Annotated in this window: 14 protein-coding genes and 1 pseudogene; 10 read left to right on the forward strand and 5 right to left on the reverse strand. The window is 70.2% G+C overall.

What is annotated here, in order from left to right:
• The 3 genes and pseudogenes from VJN29_RS06485 to VJN29_RS06495 all read right to left on the reverse strand — a co-directional run.
• Positions 1 to 485 (reverse strand): annotated as a pseudogene (locus tag VJN29_RS06485) (ribonuclease E/G); the annotation flags it as partial.
• A gap of 205 nt (positions 486 to 690) precedes the next feature.
• Positions 691 to 1,473 carry a TIGR03936 family radical SAM-associated protein gene (locus VJN29_RS06490; RefSeq protein WP_324142780.1) on the reverse strand — a complete coding sequence of 261 codons (783 nt, stop codon included), beginning with the start codon at positions 1,471 to 1,473 and terminating at the stop codon, positions 691 to 693.
• A 107-nt stretch (positions 1,474 to 1,580) separates the two neighbouring features.
• Positions 1,581 to 2,351 (reverse strand): lysophospholipid acyltransferase family protein, encoded by a 771-nt coding sequence (locus VJN29_RS06495; protein ID WP_324142782.1) that lies wholly within the window; start codon positions 2,349 to 2,351, stop codon positions 1,581 to 1,583.
• Between the two features lie 74 nt (positions 2,352 to 2,425).
• Between VJN29_RS06495 and VJN29_RS06500 the strand changes: the two genes are divergently transcribed.
• From VJN29_RS06500 to VJN29_RS06545, 10 genes are all read left to right on the forward strand, one after another.
• A complete protein-coding gene (locus VJN29_RS06500; RefSeq protein ID WP_324142784.1) occupies positions 2,426 to 2,791 on the forward strand; it encodes a VOC family protein in 366 nt (121 codons plus the stop codon).
• 183 nt (positions 2,792 to 2,974) lie between these two features.
• Positions 2,975 to 5,644, forward strand: a complete 2,670-nt coding sequence (valS, locus tag VJN29_RS06505; protein WP_324142787.1) for a valine--tRNA ligase — start codon at positions 2,975 to 2,977, stop codon at positions 5,642 to 5,644.
• A gap of 54 nt (positions 5,645 to 5,698) precedes the next feature.
• Entirely contained in the window at positions 5,699 to 6,448 is a 750-nt protein-coding gene (locus tag VJN29_RS06510) for a DUF4129 domain-containing protein (RefSeq protein WP_324142789.1), read from the forward strand.
• Positions 6,445 to 6,984: a hypothetical protein gene (locus tag VJN29_RS06515; protein ID WP_324142792.1), complete on the forward strand. Its 540-nt coding sequence runs from the start codon at positions 6,445 to 6,447 to the stop codon at positions 6,982 to 6,984. The genes VJN29_RS06510 and VJN29_RS06515 overlap by 4 nt, the downstream gene beginning before the upstream one ends.
• 2 nt (positions 6,985 to 6,986) lie before the next feature.
• Complete coding sequence (locus VJN29_RS06520) at positions 6,987 to 8,027, forward strand: MoxR family ATPase (protein WP_324142794.1); 1,041 nt, start codon at positions 6,987 to 6,989, stop codon at positions 8,025 to 8,027.
• Position 8,028: 1 nt separating this feature from the next.
• Entirely contained in the window at positions 8,029 to 9,342 is a 1,314-nt protein-coding gene (locus tag VJN29_RS06525; protein WP_324142796.1) for a DUF58 domain-containing protein, read from the forward strand.
• The gene (locus VJN29_RS06530; protein WP_324142798.1) at positions 9,339 to 9,941 is read left to right on the forward strand and encodes a hypothetical protein; all 603 of its coding nucleotides are present in this window, start codon (positions 9,339 to 9,341) and stop codon (positions 9,939 to 9,941) included. The genes VJN29_RS06525 and VJN29_RS06530 overlap by 4 nt, the downstream gene beginning before the upstream one ends.
• Before the next feature lie 72 nt (positions 9,942 to 10,013).
• Entirely contained in the window at positions 10,014 to 10,358 is a 345-nt protein-coding gene (locus VJN29_RS06535) for an MFS transporter (protein ID WP_324142800.1), read from the forward strand.
• A gap of 62 nt (positions 10,359 to 10,420) precedes the next feature.
• Positions 10,421 to 10,846 (forward strand): hypothetical protein, encoded by a 426-nt coding sequence (locus VJN29_RS06540; RefSeq protein WP_324142802.1) that lies wholly within the window; start codon positions 10,421 to 10,423, stop codon positions 10,844 to 10,846.
• On the forward strand, positions 10,816 to 11,214 hold the full coding sequence (locus VJN29_RS06545) for a hypothetical protein (RefSeq protein WP_324142804.1): 399 nt from the start codon (positions 10,816 to 10,818) through the stop codon (positions 11,212 to 11,214). The genes VJN29_RS06540 and VJN29_RS06545 overlap by 31 nt, the downstream gene beginning before the upstream one ends.
• Positions 11,215 to 11,233: 19 nt before the next feature.
• Here the strand turns inward: VJN29_RS06545 and VJN29_RS06550 are convergent, their stop codons facing one another.
• Both VJN29_RS06550 and clpX read right to left on the reverse strand, forming a co-directional pair.
• The gene (locus VJN29_RS06550) at positions 11,234 to 11,872 is read right to left on the reverse strand and encodes a hypothetical protein (protein ID WP_324142806.1); all 639 of its coding nucleotides are present in this window, start codon (positions 11,870 to 11,872) and stop codon (positions 11,234 to 11,236) included.
• A 30-nt stretch (positions 11,873 to 11,902) separates the two neighbouring features.
• Positions 11,903 to 13,180 carry an ATP-dependent Clp protease ATP-binding subunit ClpX gene (gene clpX / locus VJN29_RS06555; RefSeq protein ID WP_324142809.1) on the reverse strand — a complete coding sequence of 426 codons (1,278 nt, stop codon included), beginning with the start codon at positions 13,178 to 13,180 and terminating at the stop codon, positions 11,903 to 11,905.
• Between the last annotated feature and the right edge of the window lie 47 nt (positions 13,181 to 13,227).

The raw sequence follows: 13,227 nt of genomic DNA on the forward strand, positions 1-13,227 counted from the left end.
GCCTCGGCGTCCGGGGCCTGGAACAGCACGCTGAAGCTCGGAACCACCGGGCGCACCTCGGCGGCCTCGTCCGGCTCGGCCTCGGGCACGGCGGCCACGGTGGCAGCACGGTCCGCGCCGGCGCTGGCCTCGGTGACGACGACCGACTCGAGCGCGTCACTCGTGTCGACGGCGGCCTTCTTCGGCGCCCGCTTTCGGGGTGCCGCGGCCTTGCGCGTCGCACGCTTGCGCACCGGGGCAACCGTCTCCTCGTCGGTCTCCACCGAGTCGGAGGTCGGGGCCGCCACGCTCGCGTCCGCTTCGGCGGCGACTGCTGCCTTCTTCGTGGTGCGGCGGGTGGCGCGCTTGCGCGGAGCAGGCCCCGTCGGAACGGCAGCGTCCTCGGGAGCGAGCTCAGCGGCATCCGGCATGGTGCTTGACTCGGCGCCGGTAGAGGTGGTGCCTTCGTCGGCCGAGTCGGTGGGGGTGGTCTCGTTGGGTGCCATCAGGCAACCTCTCGTCTGATGCGGGGTGACCCACACCCTCGGCCGGAGCCGCCACCGCCGCACGAGCACGGTTCGTCTGTCGTCTGGTCGTCACGCCAGGGGTGGCGGACGGAAGTCGTCTTGTTACACCGGAAAATGGTTCGCGCGTGGGCGCGGCCCCATGTTCTGATGCCGTCGGCGCTCTTGTCGGCAACCGGTTCGCCGGTCAGGCAGGGCCTGGGTCCAACGGGTCGGTCACCCTCGCGGTTGCGGTGTCGAGCGGTCCCTGGGCCAGCCGTGTCACCAAGGGTGGACGCGGCGGCACCAAGTCGGCAATCTCACGCAGCGCGGTCAGAATGTCGTCGGGGCGGACGGCAGGTGTGGTGTGCCGTACGACCATCCGCAGTATCGCACAGTCGGGCCGGATCTCGTGATTCGCCGCGGCGTCGCGAGCCGCCTCGCCGGGCCCCTGGACCCGCGCCGAGACGATTGCACGGCGCACGTCGAAGGTCCGCGGACCGGACTTCGTGATGCGGGTCACCTCAACCGTCTCCCGCTCGAGCAGCCGGTCGACCGCCTCGCGCAGCTCGTTGACCGAGACTCCGCTGACCTCCACCAGCCAGTCGCTCGCCTGCAGACGGTCCGCGAGCGCTCCCTGGCCGGCCTCGACGACCTGGACGATGTCGATCCCGCCCGGCAACGCCTCGTCGAGCGCGGCCCTCACGGACTCCGGGTCCACCCGCTCGGTCACCTGCACCTCGAAATACTCCGCCTCGCTCGCGGTGCCGGTCGACGCGGCGTTGGCGTAGCTGATCTTCGGGTGCGGGTGGAAGCCCGCCGAGAAGGCCATCGGCACGTCGGCCCGCCGCAGTGCCCGCTCGAGCGCCCGCTGGAAGTCACGACTCGACGTGAAACGCAGCCGGCCGCGCTTGGCATAGCGGACGCGCAGCTTCTGGACGGCCGGGTCGGGAGCTGGGCCCTCGGGGACGCGCTGACGGGGTGGGGCCATGCGCGCAGGCTATCCGGGGGCGAACGGGGCGTTCGAGTGTGGAACCTTGCCCGCGTCGCGATACGGGTGAAGTTCCACACAACTGCCAAATGCGTCTCGAGGGAGAGTCAGTCGCCGCGGTTCCTGCGCTCGTCGGCCTTGCGCTGGCGCTCGGCGAACTCCTCGTCGTCGAGGCGCGTCGCTTCGGCCAGGGTCGGTGCGGTTCCGCCCATTGCTGCGGGGAGGAACTTGAGGTCCGCGCCGGTGAGTGGCTCGTACGTCGAGCGGAGCACGTCGAGCATGTGCTGCATGACGGCCTTGTACTCGGCGGTGACCTGGTCGGGGTCGGCGTCCGCGGGAACGGGGATCGGCTCCCCCACGGAGATCGAGATGGGGGTGTTGGTGCGGCCCAGCCGCTTGGGGTGGCCCTTGGTCCAGACGCGCTGCGAGCCCCAGATGACGACCGGCAGGATCGGGACGCCGGCCTCCTGCGCCATCCGGGCGGCGCCGTTCTTGAAGCCCTTGAGCTCGAACGACCGACTGATCGTGGCCTCGGGGAACACACCGACGATCTCACCAGCGCGCAGTGCGTCGACGGCGGCCCGGTAGGAGGCGGCCCCGGCCGTCCGGTCCACCGGGATGTGGTGCATGCCCCGCATCAGCGGGCCGCTGACCGGGTGCTTGAAGACGCTGTCCTTGGCCATGAACCGGACCAGCCGCCCCGACCCCTGCGCCGCGAGCCCGGCGTAGGTGAAGTCCATGTAGCCGATGTGGTTGACCACCATGACGGCCCCCCCGGTCGTCGGGACGTTCTCGTCGCCGACGATCGTGAACCGCAGTCCCTGCATGGCGAAGATGCCCCGGGCAAACGCGATGACAGGCGAGTAGACCAGTTCCATGGAGCACACTCTGCCGTGTCCGCAGCCGCCATCGCTGCGAAGCCACACATTGCCAAGCGGCGCTAGTGTGAACCATGGCACACGGCGACATCACGCACATCGACATCCCGGTCGACGACCTGGAGCGGGCAAGGCGGTTCTACCAGACCGTCATCGGGTGGACCATCGACGAGGTGCCGGGCTACGAGGGCTACCCGATGTGGCAGGCCCCCAACCAGGTCAGCGGCGGCGGACTCACGGCCCGCGAGGACGGACTGACGCACCCACGCAGCTACATCGAGGTCGACTCGATCGACGACACCCTGTCGAAGGTGGAGGAGAACGGCGGCCGGGTCGTGATGGCCAAGGCTCCCATCTCCGACACGAGCTGGTACGCAGCCTTCGAGGACAGCGAGGGGAACCAGATGGGCCTGTACGAAGGGGTCACCGAGACGAACTGAGCCGGTCCCGCGAGCGAGCCCAGCGGCATACGCCTCTCGCGTCGAGTGTGCAGCACGCGCCGGCACCAACTGCACACGCGACCACCAGGCGGGGGGCGGTCGCCGCAGGGATCCCCGGGAGCGAGCCCAGCGGCATACGGAATGCGGTGCAGGTCCCTGCCCCACGTCTGGAAGGATTGCCGCATGACTGACGCACCTGCACGCACGACCTCGCGGATCCCCGAGCGCCCGACGCTCGACGGCCTCGAGGAGAAGTGGATGCAGGTATGGGAGGACGAGCAGACCTACGCCTTCGACCGGGACCGCGCCCTCTCACTGCCGCGCGACCGGGTGTTCGCCATCGACACCCCGCCGCCGACCGCGTCCGGCTCGCTCCACGTCGGCCACGTCTTCTCCTACACCCACACGGACTGCATGGCGCGCTACAAGCGGATGCAGGGGCTCGAGGTGTTCTACCCGATCGGATGGGACGACAACGGCCTGCCGACCGAGCGCCGGGTCCAGAACTACTACGGCGTGCGCGGCGACGCGACGCTGCCGTACGTCGAGGACTACGAGCCGCCCTTCAGCGAGGGCGTCGACGCCAAGGGCAAGGCGATCAAACCGGCGGACCAGCAGCCGATCAGCCGCAAGAACTTCATCGAGCTGTGCGACATCCTCACCGTCAAGGACGAGGTGACCTTCGAGTCGCTGTGGCGACGACTCGGCTTCTCGCTCGACTGGACCATCTCCTACCGCACCATCGACGAGCGCTCACGCGCCGTGGCGCAGCAGGCCTTCCTGCGCAACCTCGCGCGCGACGAGGCCTACCAGAGCGAGGCGCCCGGCCTCTGGGACGTCACGTTCCAGACGGCTGTCGCGCAGGCGGAGCTCGAAGCGCGCGACTACCCGGGTGCCTACCACCGGGTTGCCTTCCATGGGGATGGCGGGCAGCCCGTGTACATCGAGACGACGCGACCCGAGCTCATCCCGTCCGTCGTCGCGCTCATCGCGCACCCGGACGACGAGCGTTACCAGCCGCTCTTCGGCTCGACCGTGCGCTCCCCCCTCTTCGGCGTCGAGGTGCCGGTGCTCGCCCATCAGGCCGCCGAGATGGACAAGGGTGCCGGCATCGCCATGTGCTGCACGTTCGGTGACCTCACCGACGTGATGTGGTGGCGTGAGCTGCAGCTGCCCATCCGCTCGCTCATCACGCGCAACGGTCGCCTGCAGGCAGAGATGCCCGAGTGGATCGCGGGTGGCCCGGGAGAGCAGCTGTATGCCGCTGAGCTGGCTACCCGGACCACGTTCAGTGCGCGTGAGGCGGTGGTCAAGGCGCTTCGCGAGTCGGGTGACCTCGACGGCGAGCCGGTCAAGACCCAGCGGAAGGCCAACTTCTACGAGAAGGGCGACAAGCCGCTCGAGATCGTCACCTCCAGACAGTGGTACATCCGCAACGGCGGTCGCGAGGAGGACCTCCGGGCGGCACTCGTGGCGCGTGGCGAGGAGATCGACTTCCACCCGTCGTTCATGCGGGCTCGCTACCGCAACTGGGTCGAGGGCCTCAACGGCGACTGGCTCATCTCCCGCCAGAGGTTCTTCGGCGTGCCGTTCCCGGTGTGGTATCCGCTGACCTCCGACGGTGAGACGGACTACGACCACCCGCTCCTCGCGCCCGAGTCGGCGCTTCCCGTCGACCCGCAGATCGACGTGCCGGAGGGCTACGACGAGTCGCAGCGCGGGAGGCCAGGGGGCTTCGTCGCGGACCCCGACATCATGGACACGTGGGCGACGTCGTCCCTGTCGCCGCAGATCGCGGCCGGGTGGCCCGTGCGCGGGGGCGAGGGCCTGGGGTCGGACCCCAAGCTGTTCGAGGCGATCTTCCCCATGGACATGCGCCCGCAGGCCCACGACATCATCCGGACCTGGCTGTTCTCGACGGTGACACGGGCGCACTTCGAGCACGGCACCGTCCCGTGGCGCAATGCGGCCATCAGCGGCTGGATCCTCGACCCGGACCGCAAGAAGATGAGCAAGTCCAAGGGCAACGCCGAGACGCCCGAGGACGTCGTCAAGGCGCACAGCTCCGACGCGGTGCGGTACTGGGCGGCGTCGGGTCGCCTCGGCACGGATGCCGCGTACGACACCGGCCAGATGAAGGTCGGCCGCCGCCTCGCCATCAAGGTGCTCAACGCGTCGAAGTTCGCACTGGGCTTCGGTGACGTGTCCGGTGACCTGCGTGCCGCGGTCACGAATCCCCTCGACCTGTCGATGCTTGCCGCACTCGGCGACGTCGTCGAGAAGGCGACCCACGGCTTCGAGTCGTGGGACTACACCCGCTCGCTCGAGGTCACCGAGTCCTTCTTCTGGACCTTCTGCGACGACTACCTCGAGCTCGTCAAGGACCGCGCCTACGGCGGTCGAGGCGAGGCGGAGGCCGCGAGCGCCCGGGCGGCGCTGCGGATCGCGCTCGAGACCCTCCTTCGCCTCCTCGCGCCGTTCATCCCGTATGCGACGGAGGAGGTCTGGTCATGGTTCGGGTCCGGCTCGGTGCACCGCCAGTCCTGGCCGACCCCGGACGAGCTGCCGACCGGTGGCGACGCCGCGGTCCTGGCGTCGGTCGGCGAGGCACTGGCGGGCGTCCGGAAGGTCAAGTCCGAGGCCAAGCTCGGGATGCGCGCCGAGGTGCGGACCATGACGCTGGTCGGCCCAGCCGAGCAGCTCGCCCGCGTCCGCGCCGCGGAGGGAGACCTGAGGGCCACCGGCCGGATCGGCGACCTGTCCTACGGTGACGGCGACGGCATCGAGGTCCGCGAGGCCGAGCTGATCCCGGTCGACCAGAAGTCGTCGCACACCGACAGATCGCCGGCCTGACCCCTCGATCGGGGCCGTACAGGATCGTCGGTGACGATCACTACGATTGACGGCATGGCTCGCAGGGGGGCGATTGGGGTCGCCGGCGTCGCGACTGGTGCCGCCGTCGTCATGGCCGCGCTCGTCGTCGCTGCCTCGGGACAGTCACCCGACCTCATGAGCCGCCCTCGGACGACGGTCGGCTCCGAGCCCCCACCGACGACCGAGGTGGAGATCAGCCCGGTGCCCCAGGAGTCCACAGCCCCGGAGGGCGTCTCGGGCTGGGACCCCGATGGCCTGTTCGCTGTGCTGGTCCAGCTCCTGGTCGTCCTCGTCGTCGTCGCTGTGCTTCTCCTCTTCGCGCTCGCGATGCGCGACCTGCTCCGCCGGGTCACACCTCGAGTCACCGGTGAGGGGGAGGCCGGCTTCGCCAGTTCGGACGTGCCCCCGGCCGTCCTCGAAGGCGCGGATCACGGCCTCGAGGCCCTCGAGCGCGGGGCGCCACGCAACGCCATCGTCGCTGCCTGGGTCAGCCTCGAAGGCGCCGCGGGGGCAGCCGGTCTCCCCCGTCATCCGGCGGAGACCTCGACCGAGTACGTCACCCGGGTACTGCGGGTCTGGGATGTGGACCCTCGCGCCCTCGCCGAGCTGGCCGCCCTCTACCGGGAGGCCCGCTTCTCCACCCACCCACTGACCGAGGCACATCGACGGCGCGCCATCATGGCGCTGGCCACGATCCGGAGCGACCTCGGACGTGAGCGGATCGGCGCCGACGAGGTCGCGGGGCACCCTGACCCGGCCCACGCGGAAGGGCACCCGCGATGAGCAGCCAGCCCAGGTTCACACGGTCGGTGGTCGCCGCCCTGCGTCCCTGGCGCCGGCGCGTCGTGGCGATCGTCATCGTCTGGGCGGTCATCGCGCTGTTCACCGGGCTGATTGGGCTGCGCCCCGACGTCCCGAGGCTCGCAGTCGTCCTCGTCACCACTGGTGCGCTCATCTGGTTCGCCGTCGACCACATCGCCAGTCAGCAGCTGGTCGTCTGGCCGCTGACCGATACCGAGCTCAGTGCTGGCAACCGGGGCAACGACTACCACGTGATGGGGCTCGCCACGCGGCTCGAGGGCGCCAACGCACGCCCGGAGGGCCGCGCGGAACTGGTGCACCACCTGCACACGCGGTTGAGCGAGATCATCCGCGAACGTCTCTTCGCCAAGCACGGCATCGTCATCGAGGAGGAGCCCAGGTGGGCCGAGGGTGTCATGCCCCGGGAGCTGTGGGACTTCCTCGTGACCCTCCCACCACCGGACCTGTACCGCCCGGACCGACTTGACCAGATCCTTCGACGAATCGAGCAGTGGTGACGATGACCAACCTCAGTGACCCGGACGCCGGCGACCTCGACATCGGCCGCGTCAGCGACCTCAGCAATGCCGTGCTCACCGAGGTCGAACGCGCCATCGTCGGCAAGCGGGAGCCGCTGCGCCTCGTCCTGGCCGGCGTGCTGGCCGGGGGTCATGTCCTCATGGAGGACTTCCCTGGGCTGGGCAAGACGCTGGCCGCCCGGAGCTTCGCGCAGACCCTCGGCCTGACCTTCAAGCGCGCCCAGTTCACGCCTGACCTGCTGCCCGGTGACATCACTGGCTCGTTCGTCTTCGACCAGCGGACCGGCGACTTCGAGTTCCGGCAAGGCCCGATCTTCGCCGGGCTGCTGCTTGCGGACGAGATCAACCGCACCCCGCCCAAGACCCAGGCTGCGCTCCTCGAGGCCATGCAGGAGAAGCAGGTGACGGTCGAGGGCCGGACCTTCCCACTCCCGCGCCCGTTCCACGTGCTCGCCACCGCCAACCCGGTCGAGTACGAAGGCACGTACCCGCTCCCGGAGGCACAGCTCGACCGCTTCCTCATGCGGGTGTCCTTCGGGTATCCGTCCGTCGACGAGGAGTGGGAGATCCTCGCCAAACGGATGGCGCGCCAGCAGGAGGAGCAGACCCTGGACGCCGTCGTGACCCCCAGTGAGCTGCTCGCCATGCAGGCGGCGGTGGAGCGAGTCGTCGTCGACGAGTCCGTCGGCCGTTACTGCGTCGCGCTGACGGCTGCGACCCGGACCCACAGAGACGTCCTCATGGGAGCCTCGCCGCGTGGGGCGCTCGGACTGCTGCTCTGCTCGCGCGCCTACGCGATCATTGACGGACGGGACTACGTGACTCCCGAGGATGTCAAGGCGGTCGCCGGGCCGGTCCTCTCCCATCGCGTCACGGTCAAGCCCGAGCTGTGGATGAGCGACGTCAGCGGAAGCAACGTCGTGACCCGGCTCCTCCGGTCCGTGCCGACTCCGCCGCCAACCCAGCGACAGCAGCGAGGCGCGGCGAGCATGTCGGGCACCACGGGCGCTCTCGAGGCCTGACGTGCCGATCCTGCTGCCAAGGACGACGTCCGCTCGCCCACTCGGCGAGTGGACCGCGTCGGCGGCGCACGTGCGGGCCGTGACCCTGTCCGCCGGGGCGGCGCTGGCCGCCGTCGTGGGCAGCCGTCCCGACCTGCTCGTCATCGCCGCCCCCCTTGTGGTCGCTGCGATCTGGGGTCAGCTCTCCCGCCCTCGAGAGGAGGCGGTCGCCGTGGTCACGCTCAGCAGCGGGACCCTACGTGAGGGCGAGGTCGCCTCGATCGTCGTCCGCGTGGACCAGGCGCCGAGCGCCGACGGGGTCGTGACCCTCGCCTCGTCACGATGGGTCGAGCGCAAGCCGCGCAGCGGCGTGGCCCCCATCGTGGACGGCGTGGGCTCCCTCGCCCTGCGCACCACCCGATGGGGGCGGCGCGAGGTCGGCACCGTCAGTGTGTCGCTGTCGACCGACTGGGGCGCCTACCGGGTCGGCCCCACCGACGTGCCGGACCTGGCCACGGCGACGCTGCCGGTCCCGGCTGCGTTCGACGCCAGCGCCCCAACCCCGCACCCGCGCGGCCTCATCGGCCTCAACCGCTCGGCCCGGTCCGGCTCCGGCAGCGAGTTCAACACGATCCGCCAGTTCCACCCCGGCGACCGCCTGCGGCGGATCCACTGGCCGGTGTCGCTGCGGACCGGGGAGCTGCACGTCACCTCGACCTACGCCGACGAGGATGCCCACGTCGTGCTGCTCGTCGACGCCTTCAGCGATCTCGGGCCACGTGAGGGGATCGATGGTCGACCCACGAGTCTCGACCTCACCGTGCGCGCAGCGGGCGCCATCAGCGAGCACTTCCTCAGCAGCGGCGATCGCCTCACGCTGCGGACGGTCGGGGCGGCCCATGTCCCTCGTCTCGGCGCCGGTTCCGGCGCCAAGCACCTGCGGCGAGTCCTCGAGACGCTGGCCTCGATCTCGCCCGCGAGCGAACGCCGGGACGACGGCGAGCGGGCCGTTCGAGGCGTCGACGCCAATGCGCTGTGCCTCGTCCTGACCCCGCTCGTCGACCAGGCCATGGTGGGGTTGGCCCACACGCTGGCCGCCCGGGGCATGACGACGGTCGTCGTCGACACGTTCCCCGAGCATCTGGCCGACAACCCCGGCAGCATCTACGAGGCGCTTGCCTGGCGCATTCGCCTTCTTTCCCGGCAGGCCCAGGTCCACTCGCTCATCACGCGCGGCGTCCCCGTCGTGCCGTGGCACGGGCCCGGATCGCTGGACCACGTCCTGCGCGACATCGCACGGCGGGCCTCGGCCCCGCGGATGGGGCGGAGACGATGACGACCGAACCGATGCCGAGCGCCGGACACGCGTCGGGTGATGCCGAGTCCGTGAGCCGGACCCGGCGGACGGTCAGCTTCGGCCGCGGCCGCCGGTGGTCCCTGCCGCAGCTCGGCCTCGCGGTGCTCGGTGTGGCCTGTGCCGCGGTCTTCCTCCAGTCCCTGTGGCAGGCATCGGGCGGCTTTGACCCCATCTGGTGGTCGCTCGTCCTCGTCCCTCTCGTGACGATCACGTACGCCGGGTCGGGCGCGCCGCTCGCCTTCTGGGGCCTGATGTTGGTGGGCTGGTTCGTCCTCACGCCGTCGGGGAGCTTCTCGGCCTGGTCGGTTCCGGCAGCCCTCGCGCTCCTCTTCGGTCACTCGACCGCCGCCTTGTCCGCGACGACCCCGCCCACCGGTGAGTTCCCGGCTCGGACGCTGCGCCGGTGGCTTCGCTGGGTGTTGGTCGCCGCGGTCGCCGCGCCAGCGGTTGCCCTCCTGGCCGACACGCTTGCGGGCGACGGGCTGGAACCCGGCCCAGCGGCATACGTCATCGGTTTGGGTGGTCTCGCGATCGGCATCTTCCTGATGCGCAGTGAGCCACCCATCCAGGGCAGCTGAGAGCCCCCACGGCTTGTCCCCAAGTAAAACGCCATCGCCTCGTTGGGCGGCGGTCTGGCGCAGAACGAGACGATGATGTCACGGCCACGCGGGCTGCAGGGCCTGGCCGGAGCGCTCGCCGCCCCGAACGCCCTCGCCCTGATCACGACCACCTTCCCCGCCGGGCGGGAGCGGAATCGGGCCATGGGCGTCTTCGCCGCGATGTCCGGCGCAGGAGCTGCCGTCGGGCTCATCCTCGGCGGCGCGCTGACCGAGCTCGACTGGCGGTGGAACTTCTACATCAACCTCCCGATCGGGGTGCTCGTCGCCTGGCTCGCGCCCCGCGTGCTGACCGAGTCCGAGGACGGCCGGGGCTCGCTCGACGTGCCCGGAGCCGTCACGTCGATCGCCGGCCTTTCGGCCCTGGTCTACGCCTGACCCACGCGGCGACGACGTCGTGGAGCGACGCAGCGACGATCGCCTACCTCGCGGTCGGGGCGGTGCTGCTCGCCGCGTTCGTCGTCATCGAGCGCCGCACGACGCACCCACTGGTCCCGCTGCGGATCACGGCTGACCGCACTCGCGCCACGTCGTACTTCGTCATGCTGATCGTCGGCGCGGCCCTCTTCGCGATGTTCTACTTCCTCGGGATCTACGTCCAGAACACCCTGGGCTACTCGTCGCTCCGAGCGGGCCTGGCCTTCCTGCCCTTCTCGGTCGGCATCGTCATCTCCGCACAGGTGGCGTCCGCCCTGATGTCCCGCATGGCCCGCGGTGGACGGCCGGCGCCGGAGCCACGCTGGCGGCCGTCGGCATGTGGGGATTCTCGGGCCTCGACCCACAGAGCACGTATGCCGCTGACCTCCTCCCCTGGATCGTCACCCTGGCGCTCGGGATGGGTCTCGTCTTCGTGCCGCTCACCCTGACCGCCGTGCACGGCGTCGCTCACGAGGACTGGTCCGTCGCCTCGGCGGTCCTCAACACGATGCAGCAGGTCGGCGGGACGATCGGCCTCGCGGCCCTCAGCACAGTGTTCGTCAACAACCTGCAGGACAAGGTCGCAGAGCTGTCATCCCGGGTGGCGCCCGCGGCTGGAGGGCCGTCGCCGACCGCGGAGCAGGTGGCCGCGGCCAAGGCGGCGATCGAGGCGGCGGCGTGGACCTTCGGCGCCAGTCGCGCCTACCTCGTCGCGGCCGTCATGTTCGCCGTCGGTGCGGTGGTCACGGTCGCGTTCCTCCATGTCCGGCACCGCGAGCTGGCCCACGACGGGGCCGAGCCGGTCCACGTCGGCTGAGGTCGCTCTGCAGCGTGCATCACGGTGGGGCGTCGTCCCAGACGGCGCCCCACGGCACGTCCCAGCCAGCCATCCGGAGGCGGCGCCCGACGAACCCGTCCTTCGGCAGGTCGACGACCCGCCCGATGGACGGCTCGTAGACGTCGAGCTGCTGACCACGGGTCGCCGGCATGACGAGCACGACGTGGCGGGGCAGCCAGGCGTTGCCGATGTAGAGCAGGGCGGGCCGGCCGTCGCGCACGCGCCGCTGGAGGGAGGCGTAGGACTCCTCGAGGGTGCTGCTCCGGACGAACCGGAACCACTCGATGTCGTAGTCGGCCCACGCCACCGCCGCTCCGTACTCGAGCTCGCCGATGGCGCCCCAGGGCGGGGTCCCGAGCGCCCGCGGCCACGGGAGCTGGATGCGGCCGCCCGCGCCGACCAGCGCGTTGGTCCGTCGCGCGACGACCTGCTCGTGGGCGGCGAAGCGCTCCTCGACCGTCTGCGCGTCCGGAACGTCGTCGTCCTTGGCGTCCTTGTCCACACCGAGGCGGATCCACCGAGCGAACGCGGGGTCGATGAGCATGCGGGCGACCGTGAGCGACGCCGACCCGCAGGTCGTCGTCGACTGTTGGACGGGCACCCGGTCGCCTGCCTGGAGGCGGAAGGGCGCGATCATCGCTCCCCCTCTGGTGTTGCCGCCCTGAGGTCAGGCGGACTCCTTGCGCTGTCGCTTGGGCCGCGGCTCCGCCTCACGCCGCACGATGGTCGGGTTGACGTTGTCGAGGACGACCTCGCGGCTCACGACGACGCGGGCGATGCCGTCGTCGCTCGGCACGTCGAACATGACCGGGAGGAGGACCTCCTCCATGATCGCGCGCAGCCCGCGCGCACCGGTGCCGCGCAGCAGGGCCTGGTCGGCGACGGACTCGAGCGCGTCGTCGGTGAACTCGAGCTCGACGCCGTCGATCTCGAACATCTTCTCGTACTGCTTGACGAGCGCGTTCCGCGGCTGCGTGAGGATGTTGACGAGCGCCTGCTGGTCGAGGGGCGCCAAGGTGGTGAGGACGGGCAGCCGACCGATGAACTCGGGGATGAGGCCGAACTTGAGCAGGTCCTCGGGCATGACGTCGGCGAAGCTGTCGCCGAGGTCCTTGGCGGTGTGCAGCGGCTGGCCGAAGCCGAGGCCCTTGCGCCCCGAGCGGCTCTCGATGATCTTCTCCAGGCCGGCGAAGGCGCCGCCGACGATGAAGAGCACGTTCGTCGTGTCGATCTGGATGAACTCCTGGTGCGGGTGCTTGCGCCCGCCCTGGGGTGGCACCGACGCGGTGGTCCCCTCGAGGATCTTCAGGAGTGCCTGCTGGACGCCCTCGCCCGAGACGTCGCGCGTGATGGACGGGTTCTCCGACTTGCGGGCGATCTTGTCGACCTCGTCGATGTAGATGATCCCCGTCTCGGCCTTCTTGACGTCGTAGTCGGCGGCCTGGATGAGCTTGAGCAGGATGTTCTCGACGTCCTCGCCGACGTAGCCGGCCTCGGTCAGCGCCGTCGCGTCGGCGATCGCGAACGGGACGTTGAGCATCTTGGCGAGGGTCTGGGCCAGGTAGGTCTTGCCCGAGCCGGTCGGCCCGATGAGCAGGATGTTGGACTTGGCGATGTCGACGTGGTCCTCGTCGCGCTTGGGGCCCTCCCCCGCCTGGATCCGCTTGTAGTGGTTGTAGACCGCGACGGCCAGGGACTTCTTGGCATTGTCCTGGCCGACGACGTAGTGCTCGAGGAACTCGAAGATCTCCCGCGGCTTCGGCAGGTGGTCGAGCCCGAGCTCACTCGACTCGGCGAGCTCCTCCTCGATGATCTCGTTGCACAGGTCGATGCACTCGTCGCAGATGTAGACACCGGGGCCCGCGATGAGCTTCTTGACCTGCTTCTGGCTCTTCCCGCAGAAAGAGCACTTGAGCAGGTCTCCGCCTTCTCCGATGCGTGCCACCGATTTGCTCCTGACGTCGACAACGACCCCAATCTAAGGGGTCGCCT

Source organism: Intrasporangium sp. (assembly GCF_035280925.1).
Classification (GTDB): Bacteria; Actinomycetota; Actinomycetes; order Actinomycetales; family Dermatophilaceae; genus Intrasporangium.

Coding starts and splice junctions, on each gene's coding strand:
- VJN29_RS06490 (WP_324142780.1), bottom strand. CDS start 1,473: ATGGCCCCACCCCGTCAGCGCGTCCCCGAGGGCCCAGCTCCCGACCCG.
- VJN29_RS06495 (WP_324142782.1), bottom strand. CDS start 2,351: ATGGAACTGGTCTACTCGCCTGTCATCGCGTTTGCCCGGGGCATCTTC.
- VJN29_RS06500 (WP_324142784.1), top strand. CDS start 2,426: ATGGCACACGGCGACATCACGCACATCGACATCCCGGTCGACGACCTG.
- valS (WP_324142787.1), top strand. CDS start 2,975: ATGACTGACGCACCTGCACGCACGACCTCGCGGATCCCCGAGCGCCCG.
- VJN29_RS06510 (WP_324142789.1), top strand. CDS start 5,699: ATGGCTCGCAGGGGGGCGATTGGGGTCGCCGGCGTCGCGACTGGTGCC.
- VJN29_RS06515 (WP_324142792.1), top strand. CDS start 6,445: ATGAGCAGCCAGCCCAGGTTCACACGGTCGGTGGTCGCCGCCCTGCGT.
- VJN29_RS06520 (WP_324142794.1), top strand. CDS start 6,987: ATGACCAACCTCAGTGACCCGGACGCCGGCGACCTCGACATCGGCCGC.
- VJN29_RS06530 (WP_324142798.1), top strand. CDS start 9,339: ATGACGACCGAACCGATGCCGAGCGCCGGACACGCGTCGGGTGATGCC.
- VJN29_RS06535 (WP_324142800.1), top strand. CDS start 10,014: ATGATGTCACGGCCACGCGGGCTGCAGGGCCTGGCCGGAGCGCTCGCC.
- VJN29_RS06545 (WP_324142804.1), top strand. CDS start 10,816: ATGGGTCTCGTCTTCGTGCCGCTCACCCTGACCGCCGTGCACGGCGTC.
- VJN29_RS06550 (WP_324142806.1), bottom strand. CDS start 11,872: ATGATCGCGCCCTTCCGCCTCCAGGCAGGCGACCGGGTGCCCGTCCAA.